General features: G+C 69.4%; 16 protein-coding genes. 9 read left to right on the top strand and 7 right to left on the bottom strand.

Annotated features, from left to right (window positions below; all coding sequences use genetic code 11):
• Positions 1 to 504 precede the first annotated feature (504 nt).
• The 3 genes from VGS97_RS03490 to VGS97_RS03500 form a co-directional block, all read right to left on the bottom strand.
• A complete protein-coding gene (locus VGS97_RS03490; RefSeq protein ID WP_326851702.1) occupies positions 505 to 1,731 on the bottom strand; it encodes a glycosyltransferase in 1,227 nt (408 codons plus the stop codon).
• Between the two features lie 432 nt (positions 1,732 to 2,163).
• Positions 2,164 to 3,456 (bottom strand): glycosyltransferase, encoded by a 1,293-nt coding sequence (locus VGS97_RS03495; RefSeq protein WP_326851703.1) that lies wholly within the window; start codon positions 3,454 to 3,456, stop codon positions 2,164 to 2,166.
• Positions 3,457 to 3,612: 156 nt separating this feature from the next.
• Positions 3,613 to 5,058, bottom strand: coding sequence for a DHA2 family efflux MFS transporter permease subunit (locus VGS97_RS03500; RefSeq protein WP_326851704.1), 1,446 nt, complete (start codon positions 5,056 to 5,058; stop codon positions 3,613 to 3,615).
• Between the two features lie 115 nt (positions 5,059 to 5,173).
• Here VGS97_RS03500 and VGS97_RS03505 point away from each other — a divergent pair, with 115 nt between their 5' ends.
• The 3 genes from VGS97_RS03505 to VGS97_RS03515 all read left to right on the top strand — a co-directional run bounded on the left by VGS97_RS03505 (position 5,174) and on the right by VGS97_RS03515 (position 9,025).
• On the top strand, positions 5,174 to 5,770 hold the full coding sequence (locus VGS97_RS03505; protein WP_326851705.1) for a TetR/AcrR family transcriptional regulator: 597 nt from the start codon (positions 5,174 to 5,176) through the stop codon (positions 5,768 to 5,770).
• A 289-nt stretch (positions 5,771 to 6,059) separates the two neighbouring features.
• On the top strand, positions 6,060 to 6,884 hold the full coding sequence (locus tag VGS97_RS03510; RefSeq protein ID WP_326851706.1) for an SAM-dependent methyltransferase: 825 nt from the start codon (positions 6,060 to 6,062) through the stop codon (positions 6,882 to 6,884).
• Complete coding sequence (locus VGS97_RS03515; protein ID WP_326851707.1) at positions 6,881 to 9,025, top strand: putative bifunctional diguanylate cyclase/phosphodiesterase; 2,145 nt, start codon at positions 6,881 to 6,883, stop codon at positions 9,023 to 9,025. The genes VGS97_RS03510 and VGS97_RS03515 overlap by 4 nt, the downstream gene beginning before the upstream one ends.
• A 158-nt stretch (positions 9,026 to 9,183) precedes the next feature.
• Here VGS97_RS03515 and VGS97_RS03520 read toward each other — a convergent pair whose 3' ends face one another.
• On the bottom strand, positions 9,184 to 10,677 hold the full coding sequence (locus tag VGS97_RS03520; protein ID WP_326851708.1) for a N,N-dimethylformamidase beta subunit family domain-containing protein: 1,494 nt from the start codon (positions 10,675 to 10,677) through the stop codon (positions 9,184 to 9,186).
• A 379-nt stretch (positions 10,678 to 11,056) separates the two neighbouring features.
• On the bottom strand, positions 11,057 to 11,584 hold the full coding sequence (locus VGS97_RS03525) for a hypothetical protein (RefSeq protein WP_326851709.1): 528 nt from the start codon (positions 11,582 to 11,584) through the stop codon (positions 11,057 to 11,059).
• A gap of 332 nt (positions 11,585 to 11,916) precedes the next feature.
• On the opposite strand from VGS97_RS03525, the gene VGS97_RS03530 reads away from it, so the two are divergent.
• The 5 genes from VGS97_RS03530 to VGS97_RS03550 all read left to right on the top strand — a co-directional run bounded on the left by VGS97_RS03530 (position 11,917) and on the right by VGS97_RS03550 (position 20,595).
• Entirely contained in the window at positions 11,917 to 14,358 is a 2,442-nt protein-coding gene (locus VGS97_RS03530; protein WP_326851710.1) for a discoidin domain-containing protein, read from the top strand.
• 560 nt (positions 14,359 to 14,918) lie between these two features.
• Positions 14,919 to 17,546, top strand: a complete 2,628-nt coding sequence (locus VGS97_RS03535) for a discoidin domain-containing protein (protein WP_326851711.1) — start codon at positions 14,919 to 14,921, stop codon at positions 17,544 to 17,546.
• A gap of 308 nt (positions 17,547 to 17,854) precedes the next feature.
• Positions 17,855 to 18,295, top strand: a complete 441-nt coding sequence (locus VGS97_RS03540) for a DoxX family protein (RefSeq protein ID WP_326851712.1) — start codon at positions 17,855 to 17,857, stop codon at positions 18,293 to 18,295.
• A gap of 107 nt (positions 18,296 to 18,402) precedes the next feature.
• Positions 18,403 to 19,335, top strand: a complete 933-nt coding sequence (locus VGS97_RS03545) for an alpha/beta fold hydrolase (protein WP_326851713.1) — start codon at positions 18,403 to 18,405, stop codon at positions 19,333 to 19,335.
• Between the two features lie 36 nt (positions 19,336 to 19,371).
• Positions 19,372 to 20,595 (top strand): cytochrome P450, encoded by a 1,224-nt coding sequence (locus VGS97_RS03550; RefSeq protein WP_326851714.1) that lies wholly within the window; start codon positions 19,372 to 19,374, stop codon positions 20,593 to 20,595.
• A 60-nt stretch (positions 20,596 to 20,655) separates the two neighbouring features.
• Here VGS97_RS03550 and VGS97_RS03555 read toward each other — a convergent pair whose 3' ends face one another.
• Together VGS97_RS03555 and VGS97_RS03560 are read right to left on the bottom strand one after the other, a co-directional pair.
• Positions 20,656 to 21,975, bottom strand: a complete 1,320-nt coding sequence (locus VGS97_RS03555) for an MFS transporter (protein ID WP_326851715.1) — start codon at positions 21,973 to 21,975, stop codon at positions 20,656 to 20,658.
• A 195-nt stretch (positions 21,976 to 22,170) separates the two neighbouring features.
• On the bottom strand, positions 22,171 to 23,418 hold the full coding sequence (locus VGS97_RS03560; protein ID WP_326851716.1) for a cytochrome P450: 1,248 nt from the start codon (positions 23,416 to 23,418) through the stop codon (positions 22,171 to 22,173).
• A 129-nt stretch (positions 23,419 to 23,547) separates the two neighbouring features.
• Between VGS97_RS03560 and VGS97_RS03565 the strand changes: the two genes are divergently transcribed.
• Entirely contained in the window at positions 23,548 to 24,810 is a 1,263-nt protein-coding gene (locus VGS97_RS03565) for a cytochrome P450 (protein ID WP_326851717.1), read from the top strand.
• The last annotated feature ends 58 nt before the right edge of the window (positions 24,811 to 24,868 follow it).

The following is a 24,868-nucleotide window of genomic DNA, read 5'->3' on the forward strand; positions in this document are numbered from 1 at the left end:
CAGTGCGGATTGCCGAGACTAAGCGGAGGAAACGGACCTCGACCAGATGTGCTTGTCGCTCGAAAGAGTGAATTCGGGCCGATTGTTACCCGACCGTAAAGAAGTGCTGCCCGTCATCAACTCCCAGTGCCGTGGCAGCCGACCTTCGTCCACGAGTGAGGCGCGCCAGGACGGCCTTCGGCCCCTCTTCGGACTTGACCCGTGGCCGGCAAGGCGCGGGGTCGGTAAGCGCGGGGTCAGCAAACACGGCGTCGGCCAACGCGCAGCGGCGGGCGAGCCCACAGCCGCACACAAAGCCACGGTCACGCTCGAAGAGCCCCTCTGGCAAGGCACGGAAATGCCCACGCACCGGTTTGTGCGTGGGCATTTCCGCAATGCGGCCAGGGGTCGCCATGGTGCGGCGAGCGGAGCAAAGGCCAGCCGCCGCGGCACTAGCTACGCGATCGTATGCATTTCACGATAATCGGACATCGAATCCGAAGCCGGGCACCTTCTGTGCCGCGGCTAGGCCATCGCGCCACGCACAACCGGCAGGCGTGTGCGGAACGCCTGCTCGATGATGTCGGCCGCGCGGCCCACGGCGTCGGCTCCTCTGATCTCGTTTTGATACGTCTGTGCGTTCTGCCGGTAGGACGGGTTCGTCAGGACGGTGTCGATCACGGTGCGCAGTCTGCGTGTGTTGGCTTTGTGCACGGGGATGAATTCGGCGACGCCGACGCGTTTGGCCCGCGCCGCGACGCCCGGCTGATCGTTCGAAACCGGTAGCAGGACCATGGGCACGCCGTACGCCATCGATTCCAGGACGGTGTTCGCCCCGCCGTGCCCGATGACCAGCGACGCCCGTTTGAGCAGTTCGAGCTGCGGAGCGTAGCCGACGACGACTGGCTTTCCGGGGAAGTCCGTCGGAATGCGCGCGCCGCGGTGCCCCAGGGAGATCACCAGTTGGGCGTCGAGGTTCTCGCAGGCTTCGGCGATGGTGCGGAAAACGCGCTCCCGGCGGTTGAGCAGCGTGCCCATGGAGGCGTAGATCAGGGGCCTGCCGTCGAGGCGCTCCCAGGGGAACTGCACGGGGCTGGCGCTCTCGTAGTCGTGCAGCGGACCGGCGTAATGGAAGCTCTCCGGCATCTGCGTGCGGGGGAAGTCGAAGAACTCGGGAATCTGGGCGATCTGCGCGAGCGTGGAGAACGAGCCGTCGGCGGTGACCGCGGGCAGGCCCCAGGCGACCCGGGTGGGGTTGGCCACCTTGGTGATCGGCTTCTCCATCAGGTACCTGACGCGGTAGGCGATCTTGTTCTTCACCCTCGCCTGGTTCGAGTCCTGGTAGGGCCAGGCCATCGTCCACGGCGGGACGTCCGGGTCGCTGTTGAGCGGCAGCAGACTGCACACGTTGACGTACGGCAGGTCGTACCGCAGCGCGACCGCGGCACCGATCGGCTGGATCTGGTCGACCACCAGAGCCTCGATGCCGTTGCGGGTCACCAGGTCGGTCAGTTCGCGCGAGTGCACCGACGCGAGTCGCGCGAAGTCCTTGATGATGAACCGGATCGCGCGGGTCCCGGTCAGCTTGCCCTGTACGTCGGTGAACCGTTCCAGCGCGCCGAGCGGATACTCCTCGGCGCCGACGGGCAGGAATTCCAGGTTGTTGCGCAGTACCTCCTCCTGAGTGTCAAGGGTCGAAATCACCGTGGCGCGGTGACCACGGCGGCGCAGCTCACGACCGATGACGATCATCGTATTGACATGGCCCACGTATGGGGGCGTGACAAGACCAATGTGCGACATAGCATCCTCCTCATTGCAATACCAGGCTTAGAACACTGAGCGAGGGTACTAACTAGGCAAATCGGACACCTAAGGCAACGCCTTACCCCCGTTGCAATGCCGAGAATGCTGCCGTTCGGCCGCCGCACCGGCTGCCTGCTGGATTCGGCCGGTCTCGCCGGCAGGTCGCAGGCGAGTGGTGGTGCGCCCGGGTTAACCGAGGCACTCAGTACTCTGAAATTATCTCATGTTTCCGGTGACGAAAGCCATACGTCCTCCCTCGATTGCATGACTTACCCGGAAGCCGGGGGCGTGTACGCTCCCGGCCGGGATTCAGTTCTCGAACACGGCCGGGTTCCGCGTCCCGCCCCATGGGTAAGGACGGGACGCGGAACCCGGACCTCACTGGCCCGGCGCCTCGTCCGGCGTCGGCCGAAGGACCGGCCGGCGGGTGCGGAAGGCCTGCTCGACGATGTCCGCCGCGCGGCCCACCGCGTCCACGCCCCTGATCGCGTCCTGGATCCGGGCCGCGTTGTCGCGGTACGCCGGGTTCCCCAGGACGGTCTCGATCTTCGTGCGCAGCCTGGCGGCGGTGAGCTTGTTGACCGGCAGGTACTCGCCGACGCCGTGGTACTTGGCCCGCGCGGCGACGCCGGGGTTGTCGAAGGTCACCGGGATGAGCACCATCGGCACGCCGCTTCCCAGCGAGTGCATCAGGCTGTTCATCCCGCCGGGACCGATGTACAGCGAGGCCCGCTTGAGCAGTTCGAGCTGCGGGGCGTAGTCCACCACGATCGGATTTCCGGCGAAGCCCGTCGGGATCTTCGCGCCCCGGTTGCCCAGGGAGATCACCAGCTGCGCGTTGATGCCGACGCAGGCCTCGGCGAAGGCGCGGAACACGCTCTCCTTGCGGTTGACCAGCGTGCCCATCGTCGCGTAGATCAGCGGCCTGCCGTCCAGTTCGTCCCACGGGAACGGGACGGAGTCGGTGCCGTCGTACTCGTGCAGCGGGCCGGTGTAGTGCATGACTTCGGGCGCTTCCTTGCGCGGGAAGTCGAAGGCCTCCGGAATCTGCACGATCTGCGCGAGGTCGGAGAACGAGCCGTCCGCGGTCACCGCCGGCAGGCCCCACTTGACCCGGGTCGGGTTGGCCGCCTTGGTGATCGGCATCTCCAGCATGTACCGGACCCGGTAGGCGATCTTGTTCTTGACCCGCGCCTGGTTCGTCTCCTCGTAGGGCCAGTACATGGTCCACGGCGGGATGCCGAGCTCGGTGTTCAGCGGCAGCAGGCTGCATATGTTGACGTACGGCAGGTCGTACCGCAGCGCGACCGCGGCACCGATCGGCTGGATCTGGTCGACCACCAGGGCGTCCACGCCGTTGCGGGTCACCGCGTCCGGCAGTTCACGCGAGTGCATCATGGCGATCTTCGCCATGTCCTTGATGATGAACCGGATCGCGCGCGTCCCGGTCAGCTTGCCCTGCTTGTCCGTGAACGCCTTCAGCGCGCCGGGCGGGAAGTCCTCAGCGCCGACCGAGATGAACTCCACTTCGCCCCTGAGCACCTCCTCCCGCACGTCAGGAGTCGAAATCACCGAGGCTCGGTGTCCGCGGCGCTGTAGCTCGCGGCCGAGGGTGACCATGGGTGCGACATGCCCTGTGTAGGGCGGGGTGACCAGGCCGATGTGGGACATAGCTTCCTCCCGTGGAACTCCAGTTCGAAGCAGGTTAAAACGGTCATTACCTGACAGGTAGGCATTGTCATGACCAACCGAACCCACGTCTCATCGGCCGATCGGACTCACGCCGCGGCACCCTCCCCTGGCGCCGCGGCGTGAGCCATGATGCGCCTAACGAACCGCCGAATCCACTACCTTCCCTGCGGTGGCAGCCTTCTCGGCGGCCTTCTTCGCCGCGCGGGCGGGGAAGGCGGGGGCGCCCGTCGGGCCGGGCAGGCGCAGCGCGAACATCGTGCCGACGGCGAGGACGGCCGCGCCGACCCACAGCGCGGGCACGAGGCCGTTGACGAAGGTCTGGGGCGAGCCGTAGCCGCCCTTCGCGGCGAACACGGCGGCCAGCACGGCGATGCCGAGGGCGATGCCGAGTTCCCGGACCGTGTTGTTGATTCCGGAGGCCTTGCCGTGGTCGCCCTCCGGCGTGCTGGAGAGCACGACGGTGGCCATCGGCGCCAGGCTCATGCCGAGACCGGCGCCGCCGAGCAGGAACGAGGGCAGCAGCGTGGTGTACGGGACGTGCACGCCCGTCACGAGCGCGAGCCAGGCCAGTGCGATCGCCTGCATCGCCAAGCCGGAGGAGACGATCAGCTTGGCGCCGAGCTTGCCGATCAGGAAGGTGAACACCGGCGCCGTGACCATCGGGAGCATCGTCCACGGCATCGCGCGGACGCCGGCGGCGAGCGGGCCGAAGCCCTGGACGTCCGGGAAGAACTGGGCGAGCAGGAACACCGAGCCGAACACGCCGAAGGTCCAGGTGAGCGCGGCCAGGTTCAGGAAGGCGAACGCGCGGATGCGGAACAGCCGCAGCGGCATCATCGGCGTGCGGGTCCTGGCCTGCCAGAGCAGGAAGGCCACGATCAGCACGACCCCGGCGATCATCATGCCCAGCGTCTGCCCGGAGCTCCAGCCGTGCGAGTCGCTGCGGGTGATCCCCCAGGTCAGCGCGAATATGCCGGTGGCGGAGAGCACCAGCCCGATCGGGTCGAGCGTGCGCTCGGAGCCGTGCGACTCGCGCAGCGTCCTCCACATGATCGGCAGCACGGCCACGCCGAGCGGCACGTTGATCCAGAAGATCCACTGCCAGGCCAGGCCCTGCACCACGGCGCCGCTGACCACCGGGCCGACCGCGACGCCCAGACCGTTGACACCGCCCCAGAGCCCGATCGCCACGTCACGCATCTTGGGCGGCACCGCGGCGCCGAGCAGGGTGAGCGAAAGCGGCACGATCGCGGCCGCGCCGGCGCCCTGGATGACTCGGGCGGTGATGAGCATGGCCGTGCTGGACGCGAGGGCCGACATGATCGACGCCACCGTGAACAGGGCGATGCCGATCGCGAAGAGTCGTCGCCGGCCGAACCTGTCGCCGAGAGCGGCAAACGTCAGCAGTAGCGCGGTGTACGAGAGTGTGAACGCATTGACGACCCACTGCATCGCTTCCGCCGAGCCGCCGAGATGCGACTTGATCACGGGAAGCGCGAACACGACGACCAGGTTGTCCAGGGTCGCCATGAAGAGGGGGATCGCGGTCACCACGATCGCCGCCGCTAACGGCGGCCTCATCGTGGAAGTTGAGCTGACTGGGGCCGTACTGGTGGAGGCCATTGGCTCAATACATCCTTAGCATCATCTAATGATAACTAAGGCTATTATGATATCTGATGATAACATGTCAACCATGGCCGAACCGACAGCCAGCGGGCCCCAGCGGCGGATGCCCGCACAGCAGAGACAGCAGCAGATCCTGGACGCCGCGGTCAAAGCCTTCGCCGAGTACGGGTACTCCGGTGCGACCACCGACCAGATTGCCAGACTCGCCGGAGTATCGCAGCCTTATGTCGTGCGCATGTTCGGCGGGAAGCATGCCCTCTTCATCGCCGCGCACACCTATGTCGTCGACCGGATCGAGGCCATGTTCCGCGACGCCGTCGCGCAGCGTGACGCCTCGGTCTCGCCGCTCGCGGCGCTGCAACAGATCTACATCGGGCAACTGGTCCCCGACCCCAACATGCTCAAGCTGATCCAGCACGGCTACACCATGGCCTTCGACCCGCAGTTCGGGCCCGCGGTGCGCAACTGCCTGGTGCGGACCTACCGTCTGGTCAGGGAGCTGACTGGAGCAACCCCGGAGCAGGCGCGCGACTTCGTGGCGGCCGGCCTGCTGGTCAACACGATGATCACCCTCCAGCTCCTGGAGGTCACCAGCGACGATCCTTACGCCGCCGAGCTGGTGCAGTCGGTGATCGACGGCGCGGTACCGGGCAGCGCGAACTGAACCGAACTGACGTCCACTCAGTCGGATCGGAATGCTCGTACACACGTGCGCACGGCGCCCGGAGGGTTGGCCGACGTGCGCCGGAAACCTGCCGTGCCCGGCGTTTTACGTTCAGTAAGGTCGGTTGTTTCACGACACGCCGGCCGTTCGCGCTGCGCAGACCCGTATTTGGCGTGCATTCGCCAACGGGGTCTTATATCAGAGTGTCCCGTCGTCGTATGCTCCCTCTCCGGGTCGCCGCCGACCACCTCGGAACGGCTGCGGCGCGTCTGCGAGAGAGGTCAGCACCGTGTCGCACCGTCCCGCCTGGGCGCCGGACGATATCGATCTGGAGCGTCCGGCCCCGGCCCGGATGTACGACTACTACCTCGGCGGCTCGCACAACTTCGCCGCCGACCGCGAACTGGCCGAGAAGGCTCTGGGCGCGTGGCCGGAGCTGCCGCAGATCGCCCGCGGCCTGCGGGCGTTCCTGAGGCGCTGCGTCACGTTCCTGGTCGAGCAGGGCGTCGACCAGTTCCTCGACCTGGGCTCCGGGATCCCCACCGCGGGGAACGTGCACGAGATCGTCTCCGCGCTCAACCCGCGGGCGCGCATCGCGTACGTGGACAGCGACCCGGTCGCCGTGGCGCACAGCAAGCTGCTGCTCAAGGACACGCCCAACGCCAGGATCGTGCACGCCGACATGCGCGACGCCGGCGCGGTCCTGACCGACCCGGCGCTCGACGGCTTCCTGGACCTGAGCCGCCCGACGGCGGTGCTGATGTGCGCGGTGCTGCACTTCGTTCCCGACTCGGACGACCCGGCCGGCGTGGTCGCCGCCTACCGGGAGGCGACCGCGCCCGGATCGTACCTGGCGGTCAGCCACGGCACCCGGGACTACCTGCCCGAGCAGATCCGGAACCTGCAAGAGGTCTACAGCCGCTCCAGCGCCCCGATGACCTTCCGCAGCCACGCGGAGATCATGGATCTGATGCAGGGGTACGAACTCGTGCCCCCAGGCCTGGTCGACTTCATCCTGTGGCGGGCCGAGACGCCGAACCCGCTGCCCGACCCGCTCGGCGGGGACGTGACGCGGTACTCCGGTTACGCCGCCGTGGGGCGGCGCGACGAATGAGCGACGTCAGCGGGATAGCCGGGGGCCTGTCGGCGGCCTGGGCCGCGGCGCTGTCCGCCGCGAGTTCGTCGCCGATGAACGCGGCGGAGACCAGGGCCATGGTCGCGCTGCTCGCGGACTGGGTGGCCGACGCGCTGGTCGACCCCGTGACCGCGCGCAAGGCCGGGACCGCGGTGGGCACCGCGCTGGTCGACTCGCACTATACGCAGCCTGAATCGCTCGCCGCGTCGATCACCGTCCTGTCCGAGCATCTGCCCGCCGGGGTCGGCGCGGCCGTGCGCACCGCGCTGTGCGCGGGGCTCGCGGCGGGCTACGCCGACGCGCTGCGGGAGCGTACCCGCGGCGAGCAGGAAGCGATCCGCATCGCAGTACTCGACGCCCACCGCACGAGCGAGGCGCGGTTCCGCGCCGTGTTCCGCAGCGCCCCGCTGGGCATCGGGATCGCGGACGGCGCGGGCCGCATCCTGGAGATCAACGAGCCACTGGCGCGCATGCTCGGCCGGGACCCGCGCAGCGTGCGCGGCATGGAGATCCGCTCGCTGCGGCTGCCCACCGACCCGCCCGGGTACTGGGAGCAGTACGACGCGCTGCTGGCCGGGCAGCGCCGGCAGATGACCGGCGAGAAGCTGTTCCCCGGTCTGGACGGCCGAGACATCTGGGCCCGGATGCGGGCGAGCAGCATCATCGGCGACAATGGCCGCACCGCGCTGATGATCGCGCTGTTCGAGGACGTGACCGAACGGCGCCGGATGACCGAGCGGCTGCGTTATCAGGCCACGCACGATCCGCTCACCGGCCTGCCCAACCGCACCAAGCTGCTCGAAGAGCTCACGGCGATCCTGGACGGCGCCGTCGCGGAGAACTGGGCCACCGAGGCCAGGGCCGGCGAGGAGCGGCGCGTCGCGGTGTGCTTCCTGGACATCGACGGGTTCAAGGCCGTCAACGACACGCTGGGCCACGACGCGGGCGACCAGTTGCTGGTCGAGGTCGCCGCGCGGATCCGCGAGGCCGCCGACCCGTACGGCTATCCGGTGGGCCGGCTCGGCGGCGACGAGTTCGTCATCCTGCTCTCGGACACCGACGGTCCAGGCACCGCGATCGAGGTCGTCGAGCGGGCGCTGGACGCGATCCGCGGGCCGCTGGTGCTCGACGGACGCGAGCTGACCGTGACCGCGAGCGCCGGCATCGTCGAGCGCTCCGCCGTCGGCGCCCGCCCCAGCGAACTGCTGCGCGCCGCGGACATCACGCTGTATTGGGCGAAGTCGGGCGGGCGTGACCAGTGGGCGCTCTTCGACCCGCAGCGCAACGCCCGGCAGGTGGCCCGCTACTCGCTGTCCCAGGCGCTGCCCGCGGCGCTGGAGCGCGGCGAGCTCTTCCTCGAATACCAGCCCATCGTCTGCATGAACAGTCAGCGCATCCGCGCGCTGGAGGCGCTGGTGCGCTGGAACCACCCGCAGCGCGGCCTGCTCGGCCCCGGCCAGTTCGTGCCGCTGGCCGAGGAGACCGGCACGATCGTGGCGCTGGGCCGCTGGGTGCTGCGCCGCGCCGTGGCGGACGCCGCGACCTGGCCGCGGTCCGAGGACGGCTCGCCGGTGGTGGTCTCGGTCAACGTCGCCGTGCGCCAGGTGCGCGACCCGGGACTCGTACACGAGGTGCGCGACACGCTGGCCGAGTTCGGCCTGCCCGCGGCGCGCCTCCAGCTGGAGATCACCGAGAGCGCGGTGATGGACACCGGCGAGAGCGGCCGCCCGGCGGTGGAACGGCTCCGCCTGCTCTCCGGTCTCGGCGTGCGCATCGCGATCGACGACTTCGGCACCGGCTACTCGAACCTCTCCTACCTGCGCAGGCTGCCCGCGCACAGCCTCAAGATCGACGGCTCGTTCGTCAAGGGCCTCATTCCCGACCCGGGCGAGGGCGGGCAGGAGGCGTCCGAGGAGCCGATCGTCAGCGGCCTGATCACCCTGGCGCGCGCCTGCGGCATGACGCTGACCGCTGAGGGCGTGGAGACCGCGGCGCAGGCCGACAAGCTGCGCGAGCTCGGCGCGGACCACGGCCAGGGCTTCTACTACGCCCGGCCGATTCCCGCCGACAAAGTGGCCGACCTGCTCGTGTCAGGGTTCCCCGATATCGCTCGGGACTAGGGGGACACCAGTCCCATCCTCCGCACGTCGCTTGAACGAGTGCAGGACAACCCGGGAGTATCAGGTACTTCCCAGTGCCGAGTAAGGCCAATGCTCGATGATGAGCCCGGATTGTCCCGGTCTATATATCGCGCCCGGGTGACGTGCGGAGGATGGGGCTAGTCAAGACCCAGTCCGGGCCCGGTCGGCACGTTGTCCGCCACGGTGTTGTCGACCGCCGGATGCGTCACGCCGGCCGGGCCCTGCGCGAAGGTTCGCAGAAGGTTGAGCGTGACCTGCCTGACGAAGGCCTCCCCCGCCGGTGTCACCGGGAGCTGGTTGCAGTACTGCGCTTCGAGCGCGCACACCCACTGCATCGTCCCGGCGTCGAACACGCCGGCGCCCGAGCTCGTCGTGTAGTACGCGGACTCCTGGTACGAGGCGTGGCCCGCGCAGGTGAGCGGCGAGTGGCTGAGCACCTCGATCGGGTGCGGGGTGGTGGGGAGGTCCACGACGCGGTCGTACTCCGGCCAGACCAGCCCCGGGAATGAAGAACCCTTCGTGACGCCGGTCCCGGCGAAGATCCAGTTTCCGGGGTCGTACACGACGTACGCGGCGCGGCCCGGATTGCACTGGTAGTAGGAGCCGGTCAGCGCGTTCTCGGGGCGGGGATCCGGCGCGTCGCGCCAGTTCTGCGTGGTCTGCGTCTGGTCGATCCTGTAGACCGGGTCGGTCGTCGCCTCCTTGTAGCAGATGACCAAGCGATCGTCGCCGAGCTGGGTCGGCGCCCAGCGCATGTGCCGGTAGACGGAGTTCGCGCCGAGGAAGGCGAGGTTGACGCCGGAGTCGCGGGCGACGGTGAGCGTGTCGCGCATCTGCGCCGAGTAGTACTCGTCGTGCGCGTCGGACACGATCGCGGCCGGAGCCTGCGACAGCGAGGCGCCGGCGAACAGTTCGGGGCGGGTCTCCAGTTCGAGGTCCGTCTCGTAGGCCACCGGCAGCGCGTGCTGCTCGGCGAACATGACAAGCCCCTGATCGAAGGGCAGGTAGAGCCCGGCGCCGGACTTCGGGCCGTAGTCGAGGTACGGCCGGTCGAAGGAGACCGCCCGCGACCGCTCGCCGTGCCCCTGCGGCCCGCCGTAGAGCGAGTAGCCGCCCCAGCCGTTGTACGCCTGCCATGTCGTGACGCCCGCGACGAGGACGATGCGGCCCGCGGTCTTCGTGGACCGCACGGTGATCGGGACGTAGCGCTGGCCCCGGCCGTTGAGCGCGATGAGCTTGATCAGATAGTCGCCCTCGGGCCAGCCGGTCGTGGTGACGGTCAGCGAAGGCTGCCAATCGCATTCAACGGTGTTCGTGGCTTTTATGAAGGTCTGCGCGGTCTGGAGCACGCCGTCGACGGGGAGCGACTGCCACACCTCTCGCGCCCCGATTCCGCCGTAGTACCCCATCCGGTACGCGGTCGCGGAGAACCGGGGCGCGGTCGTGGAGACGAAGAGCCGGAAGGTCCCGCCGGACGGCACCGAGATCTGGTCCGCATAGCCCTGGATCGCGTTCTGCGGCCCGATCGCAGACGGGGCGATGGCCCAACCCGTCGTGCCCGGCTTGGCGTTCTCTGCGGCGACGTCAAAGCCGACGGCCGTACGCGGTCGCCGGGCGTGGGTCGCGGACACAGACACATGGCGGTCGATCGACGAGGTACACGCCGTGAGCTGCGCCACTACCAGACACGCGCCGATCGCGCGCGTCCAACTCCAAGCCACCGCTGCCGCCCCCTGCCCTTCACGCACCCACCCCATTACGGACACTGTGACGCCGCGCGCGGCATGCACGGTTCTGGCGGGGGCGATTCGATGGTGTCAGGGTGTCAGGCGATGCTCAGTCAGTCACGCGGCCTGGTCACGGGCCCGGCCACGGGTCCGGTCACAAGCGGCTCTTCGAACTTGGCCGTGGCCTTGTAGGCGGCTGTAGGCTCGTGCGCCGCCGTGCGACGGCCGACCCTGCGCCGCCTGACCACGGCCAGGTTCGAAGAGGATCACAAGCCCCGCCGCATCAGTCGAGGTTCGGCCCGGCGTCGCGGACCTCCTCCACCTTCCGCATGGCGTCGCGCAGGTCGCCGAGCCAGGTTTCGGCGCGCTGGTTGATCTGCCGCACGCACCACGCCAGCGCGTCGCTGCGGCTGCGCGCGACGCCGGCGTCCACGAGCGTGTCCAGCAGTTGGCGGTCCGACTGCTTCAGCCGGGTCATCACGGGTACGGACAGCGTGGTGAACTGCTCCGTGGTCTGGCCGCAGCGCACCCACCACGACACCTTCTTGCGGAACTCGTGCTCCGCCTCGCGGGCGACCGCGATGCGCGCCGAGCGGGTGCGCTCGCGGAACTCCTTGATCCGCCCGGCGACCGCCGCGGCCTTCTCCGCCTCCGACGCGCCTTCCACGGTCTCCGGCTCGGGGATGCGCCCGATGACGGTGATCTCCTCGCGATCGACGATCACCTCGGGCGGGCCGTCGAACAGATCCTGGGGCAGCCGGCCGGCGAACCAGCCGCGCAGGGTAGCGGTGGTGCTCTCTTGAGTAGCCATGTTTCGATGATTACATGATTACAGGCTTGCATGCCTCGGCCATCGTTCGCCGTGAGCGAACAGGCATGAAGCCGATAGTTTCCTCGAATACGGACATCCCGGGCGGCTCGTAACGTCGCAGCACGATGGCCGGTTCAGCGCAAGCCGGCCACGAAACCTTGACAGTTGTGTAACGACGCCGTACACATCTGCTGGTTGGAGAGCGCTCTCCCGCACTGTCAACGACGACGACCGGCTCCGGTGAGCGGTCGCGCCGCGGCATCGCCTTGCCGCGACGCATCCCGCCCGCCGCCGGGCCGTGAAAGCGCGCTTCGCGCTGGAGGGAAAGCAATATGTTCGCGTTACCGCGTATCGGCCGACGCGCCGGACGCAACCCGGGCGCGCTGCGGCGCCGCTCGGTCGTCACGACCATGGCTCTGATCGCCGGAACCACCACCGGAGCCGCGGTCATCTCGCTGACCTCGGCCCCCGCGGCGCTGGCCGACACACCCCCGCCCGCCCCGGCCGGCTGGAACACCGTGTTCAGCGACGACTTCGCCGGAGCGGCGGGCTCCGCGCCCTCGTCCGCCAACTGGTTCTACGACATCGGCTCCGGCTTCGGCACCGGTGAGAAGGAGAACACCACCAGCTCCACCAACAACGTCTACCTCGACGGCAACGGCCACCTGGTGCTCAAGGCCCTCAACAACGGCGGCACCTGGACCTCGGCCCGCATCGAGAGCACCCGCGACGACTTCCAGGCGCCGCCCGGCGGCGAGCTGGAGATGAGCGCGTCGATCCAGCAGCCCAACCCGTCCGGCGGCCTCGGCTACTGGCCGGCGTTCTGGGCGCTGGGCTCGCCGATGCGGTCCGGCGGCGGCTGGCCGCAGTCCGGCGAGATCGACATGATGGAGGACGTCAACGCGCTGAACGAGGCGTCGCAGACCCTCCACGACTCCGCCAACAGCCCCGGCCACGCGCTGATCGCGTGCCCGAACACCGCGTCGACCTGTCAGACCGGCTACCACACCTACTCGGTGATCATCGACCGGACCAACACCGCCGCCGAGCAGCTGCTGTTCCAGATGGACGGCGTCACCGAGAGCACGATCACCGAGGCCTCGGTCGGCACCGCCGCCTGGCAGTCCGCCATCGACCACGGGTTCTTCATCATCTGGGACCTGGCGATGGGCGGCAACTACCCCGACGGCATCTCCGGCACCACCACTCCGACGTCCGCCACCACGTCCGGCGGGTTCATGAGCGCGGCGTGGGTGGCCGTGTACGAGAAGGGCGGCAACTCCACGCCGACCGGCACGGCCACGGCGACCGGCAACGTCAAGGGCATCAACAGCCAGTGCCTGACGAACCAGAACTCGCTGAACACCGAGGGCAACCCGTTCTTCGTGAGCGCCTGCAACGGCAGCGCCGGCCAGACCTGGTCGACGTACTCCGACAACACCGTGCGCGTCCAGGGCGGCTGCCTCGACGTGTCCGCGGCCGGCACGACCAGCGGCACGAACGTCGACTGGTACCCGTGCAACGGCACCAACGCGCAGGGCTGGACACACCAGGCCAACGGTGAGTTCGTCAATCCCAACTCCAACCTCTGCCTGACCGATCCCGGCGGCAACGCGGCGACGCGTCTGGACATCGAGACCTGCACCGGCTCGGCCCAGCAGATCTGGACCGGACCGGCGGGCGGCACCACCGGCAACACCGTCTCGGTCGCCAACCCGGGCAACCAGACCTCCACCCAGGGCACCGCGGCCAGCGTGCAGATCTCGGCCTCCGACTCGGCCTCCGGCCAGACGCTGACCTACAGCGCCTCGGGCCTGCCCGCCGGTCTGTCGATCAACTCCTCGACCGGCCTGATCTCCGGCACCCCGTCCGCGGCCGGCACCTCGAACGTCTCGGTGACGGCGACCGACACCACGGGAGCCTCCGGATCCACCTCGTTCACCTGGACGGTCAACGGCACAGGCGGCGGCACCTGCAACACGGCCACGAACCTGGCGCTCAGCCAGCCGACCACCGCCTCCTCCACCGAGAACGCCGGAACCCCCGCCGGCGCCGCGACCGACGGCAGCACCACCACCCGCTGGTCCTCGGCGTTCAGCGATCCACAATGGCTGCAAGTGGACCTCGGCTCGGTGCAGACCATCTGCCAGGTCACGATCCAGTGGGAGACCGCGTCGGCCAAGGCCTTCCAGATCCAGGTCTCCAACGACGCGACCAACTGGACGTCGATCTACTCCACCACCACCGGGCCGGGCGGCACCCAGACGCTGAGCGTTTCAGGGTCCGGACGCTACATCCGCATGTACGGCACGGCGCGTAACACGCAGTACGGCTACTCGATCTGGGAATTCCAGGTCTACGGCACGGGCGCCGCGCCCAGCTGCGGCACGACCAACCTCGCGCTGAACCAGCCGGCGACGGCCTCGTCGCTGGAGAACGCCACCTTCACGGCCGGAGCGGCGGTGGACGGCAACACCGGCACCCGCTGGTCCTCCGGCTTCAGCGACCCGCAGTGGCTGCAAGTGGACCTTGGCGCCACGCACTCCATCTGCAAGGTCGTCATCCAGTGGGAGGCCGCGTACGCCACGGCGTTCCAGATCCAGACGTCGAACGACGCCACGAACTGGACGTCGATCTTCTCCACCACGAGCGGCGCCGGCGGCACGCAGACGCTGAACGTCACCGGCAGCGGACGCTACATCCGCATGTACGGCACCGCTCGCGCCACCCAGTACGGCTACTCGATCTGGGAATTCCAGGTCTACGGAAGCTGATCCGTCCGCCGGCATCGCCCGGCTGGCACCGAGTCAGCTCACGCTGTTCGGCTGGCACCGGGTTCGGCTGGCACCGAGTCAGTTGACACCAACCATCTGACACATCTGTGATGTGACGGAGGTCGCGAATCCCCTTTCGCGGCCTCCGTCACGCTCACTTGTCCGCGAGCCCACGGCTCTTCGAGCCTGGCCGGGGCTGCGGCGGCAGGCTCGTCCATCGCACAGCGGCGGACGAGCCCACAGCCGCGCAAGAAGCCCCGGCCGAGTTCGAAGAGCGGAGATCACCGTCGCGGAGACCTGACCCAAGATCATGGGAGACCGCTCTCCGAGCGGGCCAAGGACGTGAGCTGGGGCGGACCGGTTCCGCAACACTTGAGGCTTTCGAAACCCTTGACACGTCTGAAACCCAAGCGCGACCATCCCATCTTGGAGAGCGCTCTCCGATGAGTTACCCACCCTTTCCGGTCAAGCTGGAGATGCCAATGAAGGCAAGCTCCTCCGACGTGTTATCGCTTCGGAGATTCCTACCTCGCTGGGCGCGTGCGACCACGGCCGTGGTCGTGGCACTCGGCCTCGCTGCGTACGCGCTCATCGCGTCCAGCACGGCGGCGCACGCCGCACCCACTCTGCTCTCCCAAGGCAAGCCGACCACCGCCTCGTCGCTGGAGAACGCGACGTTCCCGGCGTCGAATGCGACGGATGGGAACACTGGTACTCGTTGGTCCTCTGCGTTTTCGGACCCGCAGTGGCTTGAGGTCGATCTTGGATCGACCGCGTCGATCAGTCAGGTCATCCTCCAGTGGGAGGCCGCCTACGCCACCGCGTTCCAGATCCAGACCTCCAACGACAACACCACCTGGACCTCGATCTACTCGACCACCACGGGTACCGGTGGAACGCAGACTCTGAACATCACCGGCAGCGGCCGTTACGTGCGCATGTACGGCACCGCGCGGGCAACCCAGTACGGTTACTCGCTCTGGGAGTTCCAGGTCTACGGCACCATCAGCTCCGGCACCGGCTGTAGCACCGCCAACGCCGCCCTGGGCCAGCCGACCACCGCCTCCTCCACCGAGAACGCCGGCACCCCCGCCACCGCCGCGACCGACGGCAGCACCACCACCCGCTGGTCCTCGGCGTTCAGCGACCCGCAGTGGCTCCAGGTCGACCTCGGCTCAACCCAATCGATCTGCCAAGTCGTGATCATGTGGGAAACCGCGTACGCGACCGCGTTCCAGATCCAGACGTCGAATGACGCCACGAACTGGACGTCGATCTACTCCACCACCACCGGCACCGGCGGCACGCAGACGCTCAACGTGACCGGCAGCGGACGCTACATCCGCATGTACGGCACCGCCCGCGCCACCCAGTACGGCTACTCGATCTGGGAATTCCAGGTCTACGAAGGCAGCGGCACCGGCGGCAGCCCGTCACCATCCCCGTCCGCCTCCGCCTCGGCGTCCGCGTCGCCGTCACCGTCGGCTTCGCCGTCGTCCTCGCCGACCGGTCCGCCGACCGGCTGCACCGGCCAGTCGAACCAGCCGAACTTCGGCCCGAACGTGTACATCTTCGACCCGAGCATGACGAGCGCGAGCATCCAGGCCTCCCTGGACTCGGTGTTCAACACGCAGAAGGTCAACCAGTTCGGCACCCAGCGCTACGCCGAGCTGTACAAGCCGGGCACCTACAGCGTCGAGGACAACGTCGGCTACTACACCTCGGTCCAGGGCCTCGGCCAGAACCCCGGTGACGTCACCATCAACGGCGACGTGACCGTGGACGCGTTCGACGGCACCGGCAACGCCACCCAGAACTTCTGGCGCTCCGCGGAGAACCTGACCATCAACCCGTCGGCCGGCAACGACCGCTGGGCCGTGGCCCAGGCCGGTCCGTTCCGCCGGGTCCAGGTCAACGGCGGCCTTGAGGTCTACCCGGCCAGCTACGGCTACGCCAGCGGCGGCTACATCGCCGACACCAAGGTCACCGGCCAGGTCTCGACCGTCTCGCAGCAGCAGTGGTACTCGCAGGACAGCAACTTCGGCAGCTGGAGCGGCTCGGTCTGGAACATGGTGTTCTCGGGTGTGGCCGGCGCCCCGGCGCAGAGCTTCCCGACCCCGCCGATGACCACGCTGGCCACCACGCCGGTCTCGCGCGACGTGCCTTACCTGTACGTCGACTCCTCCGGCAACTACCACGTGTTCCTGCCCTCGCTGCGCACCAACGCCTCGGGCGCGAGCTGGGCCAACGGCGCGACCCCGGGCACCTCGGTGCCGATGAGCAACTTCTTCGTGGTGACCCCGTCCAACACCGCGGCGCAGATGAACGCGGCGCTGGCGCAGGGCTGCAACCTGTTCTTCACCCCGGGCGTTTACAACATCGACCAGACGCTCCAGGTCAACAACGCCAACACCGTGATCATGGGCATCGGCATGCCGACCCTGATCCCGATCAACGGCGTCGACACGATCCACGTGGCCGACGTCGACGGCGTGCGCCTCAACGGCCTGCTGCTGGACGCCGGCACCACCAACTCCAACTCGCTGCTGACCGTCGGGACGCAGGGCTCGACCGTGAGCCACGCGAGCAACCCCGACTCGATCCAGGACGTGTTCTTCCGGATCGGCGGCGACATCGCCGGCCAGGCCACCAACAGCCTGATCGTCAACGCGAACAACACCCTGATCAACGACATCTGGGCCTGGCGCGCCGACCACGGCAACGCGGGCACCGTCGGCTGGACCACCAACACCGCGGCGCACGGCATGGTCGTCAACGGCAACAACGTCCTGGCGACCGGCCTGTTCGTCGAGCATTACCAGAACTACGAGGTGCAGTGGAACGGCAACGGCGGCGAGACCATCTTCTTCCAGAACGAGAACCCCTACGACCCGCCGAACCAGGCGGCCTGGATGAACGGCTCGACCAACGGATTCGCCGCGTACGAGGTGGCGCCGGGCGTCACGTCGCACCAGGCGTACGGCATGGGTAGCTACTGCTACTTCAACGTCAACAAGGCGGTGGTCAACGACCACGCCTTCGAGGCGCCGAACGTGGCCGGCGTGCAGTTCCACGACCTGCTCACCGTCTCGCTCGGCAACGTCGGCGTGATCTCGCACGTGATCAACAGCACGGGCGCGGCGACTCCGACCAACACCACCCCGTCCACCGTCACCACCTACCCGTGACGGCCGAGGCCGGCAACGTCGGCTGAGTAAAAGCTAGTAGATATACAGGTGGCCTGCGCGGGAACTTCCGCGCAGGCCACCTGGCGTTCGGCCGTGCAATCGTGTGCATCGTGAAGGTCGTGAAAGCCGGGCCGGATATCGCAGAACGCTGAACCGGTTGGCCCGCGAGTCCGTTTCATCCGTGATCCCGGCATAAGCCGGGGCTCATCCCTTACGCGTCGGAGTCCGGGTGCTGCGCCGACTGCGACGCGGGATCCACGCCGTCCGCCGGCCATCCGGCGGACCCACCCTGGAGACGGTGAACTCGGATGCGCACTCCCTCTTCCCTCAACCAGTACCTCGCGGACCTCTACCGCATCGTGCTCGGCCTGCTCATCGCCATCCACGGCGCCTCCTCGCTGTTCGGCTGGTTCGGCGGCGCGGTCGGCACCGGCAAGACCATCTCGCCGACCTCGTGGCCGGGCGGGTACGCGGCGGTGATCCAACTGGTGTGCGGCCTGCTGGTCCTGATCGGCCTGGCGACGCGGCCGGCCGCGGTGCTGCTGTCCGGATCGATGGCGTTCGCGTACTTCGACATCCACCAGAAGCACGCGCTGCTGCCGATCCAGAACGGCGGCGAGCTCGCGGCGCTGTTCTCCTGGGGCTTCCTGATGGTCGCCATCATCGGCCCCGGCACCTGGTCGCTGGACAAGGTGCTCGGCCGGTCGCGCGGCAAGTCCAGCGGGCGAGCCGCGGTGAGTGAAGCCTGACCCACGCCCCGATTTTCCGCCCCGGCCGACCGCGGCGCCGCGCCGGCCGGGGCGGAGCCATGTCGGGCAGGGGCGAAGCCACGTCGAGCAGAGAGCACTGCGTCCCCTTGACCCGGAGGACGTCCCGTGCCAACGTCAGGGTACTGTCGCCGCCCGGCCCGATCCGGCACGGCGGCGGACGCATGTTCGCCTCGTTCCGCACGACCGGCGCATGGGAAGGGCGGATGAACGCCGTCACCGAGCTGAGCTTCGATCCCCTGCTGGAACTCGCCCCGGGGCGCGGCGAGCCGCTGTTCTGCGTTCACCCCGCGGCAGGCGTCGGCTGGGAGTACGCCTCGCTCGTCCGGCAGCTCGGGCCCGACCGGCCGCTGTACGCGCTTCAGGCGCCCGGCCTTGAGGCACCCGGACCGCTCCCGCAGAGCATCGCGCAGATCGCCCGGGACTACCTGCGCACCGTGCGCGCGCACCGGCCCGAGGGGCGGGTGCACCTGCTCGGCTGGTCCTTCGGCGGCGCGGTGGCCCACGAGATGGCCACCCTGCTCCAGTCGTCCGGTGAGCAGCCCGGCCTGCTGGCCATGCTCGACTGCTATCCGCACGACCCGCAGCGGCCCGGCCTGGCGCCCACCAGGCACGAGTACCTGGTCTCCCTGCTGGAGAACCTGGGCACGGATCCGGGGGACATCGCCGCGGCCGGTCCCGGGTTGGACGAGGATCTGGCCAGGGAACTGCTGCTCAAGCGCGGCCACGCCCTCGCAGGTCTCGATGACGCCCACCTGGTGGCCCTGCTGCGGGTGTTCGTGCACAACACGGAGCTGCTCGCCGAGTATCGCCCGAGCGCGCGGTACGACGGTGAGCTGCTGCTGTTCGCGGCCGCGGACGAGCCGACCGCCGCGCAGCACAAACCCGCCGAGTGGGCGCCGTATGCGGGCGCGGTCACCGGCCACGACGTCCCGGCCGAGCATCGCAAGATGCTGCGGTCGGCTTCGGTGGAGCACTACGGCCCGGCGCTGGCCGCCGCCCTCGGCGCGGCTTCCCGGTGAGTCAGTCAGGCACGCACGGCGAGTCAGGAGTCGATCATGGTTGACCAAGCGGCGGCGGACGTCGAGCCGGCGCCCGCCTTTCCGCTGCCGCTCGAACCGGACGGCTTCGGCTCCAGCCCGCGGGAGCACGAGCGGCGGCGCGGGCAGTGCCCGGTCGGCCTGGTGACGATGCCCAGCGGCGACCCGGCGCACCTGGTCGTCCGGTACGACGACGTCGCGCAGTTGCTGCGGGACCGGCGCGTCAGCAGGAACCTGCGGTACCCCGGCGCGCCGCGGATGGTGCGCGAGGCGGACCCCTCCGACAACCCGCACGCGCTGGTCAATCACGACCCGCCGGAGCACACCCGGTTCCGGCAGGTCATCCAGGGCGTGTTCAGCCCGAGCCAGCAGCCGGCCTGGACCCCGATGGTGCGCCGCATCGTCGGCGAGCTGCTGGACCGGATCGAGGCGCAGGGGCCGCCCGCGGACCTGGTGCGGGACTTCGCGACCGTGCTGCCGATCCGGGTGGTGTGCGAGATGATGGACGTCCCGGCCGAGGACCATCAGCGCTTCGCGAACTGGACCGGCGTGTTCTTCGCGGTGGACCCCGCCACCGACGAGGCACGGCTGGCCGCGGGCCACGAGTTCCTGGCGTACCTGGTCGCGATGATCGAGCAGCGGCGCGCCGAGCCGCGCGACGGCGTGGTCGATCTGCTGATCAGGGCGCGGGACGCGGACGACAGGCTCAGCGAGCCCGAACTGATCCAGATGATCGCGGCGCTGTTCATCGGCGGGCAGGAGAACATGGCCTCGTTCCTGGCCCGCGGCGTGTTCACGCTGCTGCGGCACCGGGACCAGTTCGACGCGCTGCGCGAGGATCCGGCGCTCGTCGACGGCGCGGTCGAGGAGATCCTGCGCTTCGACATCCCGAGCGAGGGGGCGTTCCTGCGGGTCGCCACCGAGGACCTGGAACTCGGCGGCGGCGCGATCCCGAAGGGCCGGGCCGTGCAGGTCTCGCTGGCCTCCGCGAACCGCGACGAGTCGCACTTCGCCGACCCGCACCGCTTCGACATCCGGCGCGAGCCCAACGCGCACCTGAGCTTCGGCCTCGGCGCGCACTTCTGCCCCGGCGCGCCGCTCGCCCGTCTGGAGCTGCGCACCGCGATATCGATGGTCGCCGAGCGGTTCCCGAAGCTTGAACTCGGCATCGCGCCGCAGGAGGCCCGCTTCGCCGAGGGCTCGCTGATCCACCCGCTGCTGACACTCCCGGTGACCTGGTGACAGGCACTCAGTGGCAGGGACGCGACAGCGGGAACCCCTCTGTGAACTGACTCGGGTGACTCAGGACTCGTCGAGCTCGCGCATCTCGGTCTTGCCCTGCAACCAGATCGCGACCAGCAGGTAGAGCGCGGCGGCGGTGAGGATCGCGTCGCGCACGCCCACGGAGTCGGTCAGCGTCCCGGACAGCGGCGGCGCGAGCCAGGCGAGGCTGGAGACGATCAGCTGCCGCGCGTTGGCGGCCTGCGCCTGCATGGCGTCAGGGGTGACGCGGGTCGCGCGCACGATGAAGAACACGTTGACCGGCATGATCGTGAACGTGGTGAGCGCGCCGAGCACCGTGATCAGCCACACCCACGGCGCGTAGGCGATGCCGACCGCGCACGCGGGCAGCAGCCACGAGGTCGTCAGTACCGAGAGCCGCACGCCGAAGCGGCGGGCCAGCCGGACGCCGAGCAGCGAGCCGGCCAGCCCGCACGCGGCGTTGACCGCGACCATGACGCCGATCACGAACGGGCTCGCGCCGTGCGCCTTCGCGATGACGATCACCATCAGCATCATGCCGGCCGCGACGGCGTTGACGGCCGCGCCCCACAGCGACGTGACGCGCAGGAACGGCTGGGCGAAGACGAATCGCAGACCCCTGGTGACGGCGGTGCGCATCGGCTCGCGGACCGCGCCGCGGTCCAGCGGTTCGAGCGGATCGCGCAGCAGCGCCGCGCTGACGGATATCGCGGCGAACGACAGACTGTCGGCGGCGAACGGGAGTGATTGGGCGAGGCTGAACAGCACGCCGCCGATGGGGGAGCCGAGCATCGCGGCCGCCTGTCCCCGGGCCTGGGTGACCGACATGGCGGTGCGCAGCTGGTTCGGCGCGACCAGGCGCGGTATCGCGCCCCGGCTGGCGCCCTGATGGAACGCCGCCGCCGCGCCGACCAACAGCCCGACCGCCATCAGATGCGCCAGACCGACCTGGTGCGCGAGCACGGCGGGCACCACGCTGCCGACCGCGGCCATCTGGACCAGGGAGCTGAGCACCAGCACGCGGCGGCGGGAGTGCCGGTCGGCGACCACTCCGGCGGGCAGCAGGCTCAGCAGCGTGCCGATCAGGCTCGCGCCGCCGACCAGGCCCGCGCGCGCCGCCGAGCCCGTCGTGGCCAGGACCAGCAACGGATAGGCGATCGTCGAGATCTGCGTCCCGAGTTCGGAGACCGCCTGGCCGGTCCACAGCAGCGTGAAGTCACGGTTGTGGCGCAGCGAATCGGCGGCGGTGTCAGATGGCTCAGCGTCAGATGGCTCAGTGCCGGACGTCCCGGTGTCAGATATCCCCGTGTCAGATGTCCCAGCAGGCGTGTCAGAAGCCTGGGATGACTGCGCGGTCATGTCCGGTACACACCGCCTAGTGTCCCGCGCCGGAAGTCCGGCGCGGGAGAAATCGGTCGTCCGTGCCCGGCCAACAAGGCGCCGCAGTGCCCTCAAACCCGGTTGTTTGAGGGCACTGCGGCAACGCGGCCAGGCGGACTGTGTTTGATGAACCGCGCGGGGCCGATTTCCGCGGCGGGCTTCCGGCGCGGGACACTAGCGCACAGCCACCGGGAAGCGGGCGAAGCCGCGCAGCACGAAGCCGCGGCGTTCCGGTTCGCCGTCGAGCCGCAGGTGGGGGAAGCGGGCGAGCAGCGCGGGCAGGAAGACCGCCGCTTCCAGCCGGGCCAGCGGCGCGCCGAGGCAGTGGTGGACGCCGCCGCCGAAAGACAGGACGCTGTTGCCCGGCTGCCTGGTGATGTCGAAGACGTCCGGCTCGGGGAACGCATCCGGATCCCGGTTTCCCGCGCCGAGCATCATCAGGACGATGCTGTCCTTGGGCACCGCGACGCCGCCGATCTCGGTGTCCCGGCCCGCGATCCGCGCCATCGCCTGCACCGGCGTGTCGTAGCGCAGCATCTCCTCTACGGCGGCGTACACGCGCGAGGGGTCCGCGCGCAGCAGCGCCGCTTGGTCCGGGTGCCTCAGCAGCGGCCCGAGCCCGTTGAGCAGCATGTCGACCATGCTCTCGATGGCGGCGCTGAAGACGAGGGTGAGCGTTTGCAGCACCTCGTTCTCGGTCAGCGCGCCCTCGTCGGCGGCCGCCGCGAGGGACGAGATCACGTCCTGCTTCGGCGCGCGGCGGCGCTCGGCCACCAGGCCGGCGAAGTAGTCCAGCAGCGCGGTGCCTGCGGCGTCGATGATCGCCGTGCTCTCGGGCGTGCCCGTGGTCCCGTCCACGGCGAGCCGCAGGCCTTCCAGCGGCCCGCGCAGCGTGGGATGGTCCGGCTCGGGCACGCCGAGAACGTGGCCCACGACGCCGATCGGCAGGCGGGCGGCCAGGATCTCGTGCAGGTCGACCTGACCGCCGTCCGCGCCCTGCTCCTCGATCGCGTCCAGGACGCCGGTGGTCAGCCGCTCGATCTGGTCCTGGATGGCGACGGCGCGGTACTGGGTGAAGGCGGGGGCGACGCAGCGGCGCAGCCGGGTGTGCTCCGGCGGATCGCGGAACACGAACGACTCGGTCGTCGCCCGCAGCCCGGGATGCTCGCGCCAGTCGGGGCGGACCCGGTCCATGTAGTCGGCGTTCTGCGCATGGAAGGAGGAGTCCCGGATGACCGAGACGCAGTCCTGATACCGGGTCAGGTAGACCTGCCCGCCCGGCGTGGCGTACACGGGCTCGATCTCCCGGAGCCGGGCGTAGACCGGATACGGATTCGCCCGGGCCTGCGGCGTCCCCAGTTCGGCCAGGACCTCTCCGGCCTCGGGCCGCCGCGGCTGCGGGTGCGTCGTACCGGTCTGCAACGCCCCTCCAGGCTGTTCGTCAGGCTGCTGAGGCAGACAGTAGGTCCGGGCCGGGCCCGAATCAAGGCCCCTGGACGGCCGCCGGCCGTAGCTGTCAGACTCCTGATGGCTTGCTCGGGAGGCGGACGCATGGGCAATTCGGACTCATCGGCACCGGCCGTGGACGACGCGGTCGACGGCGCCACGGCGGACGAACTGGTCGCCGCGCTCGCGACCGCGCCGGTGCGCGCCGATCCGTACCCCGTCTACGCCCGGCTGCGGCGGCTCGCCCCCGTGCACCGGGCGCCGTCCGGCATGGTCTTCCTCACGGGATACGAGGACTGCGTCACGCTGACCCGAAGCCCGGCGTTCCATGCGCAGGGCCCGCAGTGGATGGACGCGGTCAATCCCGCCTGGCGTGAGCATCCGGGCCAGGTCGCGACGGTCGAGTCGCTGCTGTTCCGCGACCCGCCCGACCACACGAGGCTGCGCAGGCTGGTCGGCGGCACGTTCACGATCCGCCGGCTGGAGGCGCTGCGCGGGGACGTGGTGCGGCTGGTCGGCGACGCACTGGACGCGATCGCGGACGCCGGCGGCGACGGCTCCGCGGTCAACCTGCACGAGATCCTCTCCGCGACCCTCCCGATCTCGGTGATCGGCGCGCTCGTGGGCGTCCCGAGTGAGGACTGGCCGCTGCTGCGGCGCTGGATGACCGCGATGATGCAGATCGTCGAGATGACGACGAGCGCGCAGATCATGGACGCGGCCGACGACGGCGCGCGGCGGCTGACGGACTACTTCGCCGCGCTCGTCGCCGAACGCCGGGCGCATCCGCGCGAGGACTTGGCCTCGGCTCTCGTCGCGGTCGCCGACGATGACGAAACGCTGACCGGGACCGAACTGCTCCAGACGCTCATCCTGCTGTTCATGGCCGGTGTCGACACGATGGTCAACCACCTGGCCAATGGCACGCAGGCGCTGCTGGCACACCCGGACCAGCTGGCCGCGCTGCGCGCCGACCCGGCTCTCGCCCCGTCGGCCGTCGAGGAGATGCTGCGCTACGACGCCCCGATCCAGATCATCGGCCGGGTGAGCGGTGAGCCGGTGCGCCTCGGCGGGCTCGACGTTCCGGCCGGGACGCTGGCGATCGGCCTGCTCGGCGCGGCCAACCGCGATCCGGCCAGGTTCCCGGATCCCGACGCCTTCGACATCACCAGGTCGCCGGACAGCATCGTCCTGTCATTCGGCGGCGGGATGCACTACTGCCTCGGCGCGCCGCTGGCCAGGCTGGAGTCCGCCGAGTTCTTCCCCGCCTTCCTCGCCCGCTTCCCCAAGCTCGCGCTCGGCGGCGTGCCGCAGCGGCGCGGGCTGGTGCTGCGCGGCTTCTCCGACTTCCCGATCACAGTGGTCTAATCATCACGGTAGTCTGATCATCACAGTGGTCTGACGCAGAGCAGTTCGATGCCAAGCA

This window comes from Actinocrinis sp. (assembly GCF_035946395.1).
GTDB lineage: Bacteria > Actinomycetota > Actinomycetes > Streptomycetales > Catenulisporaceae > Actinocrinis.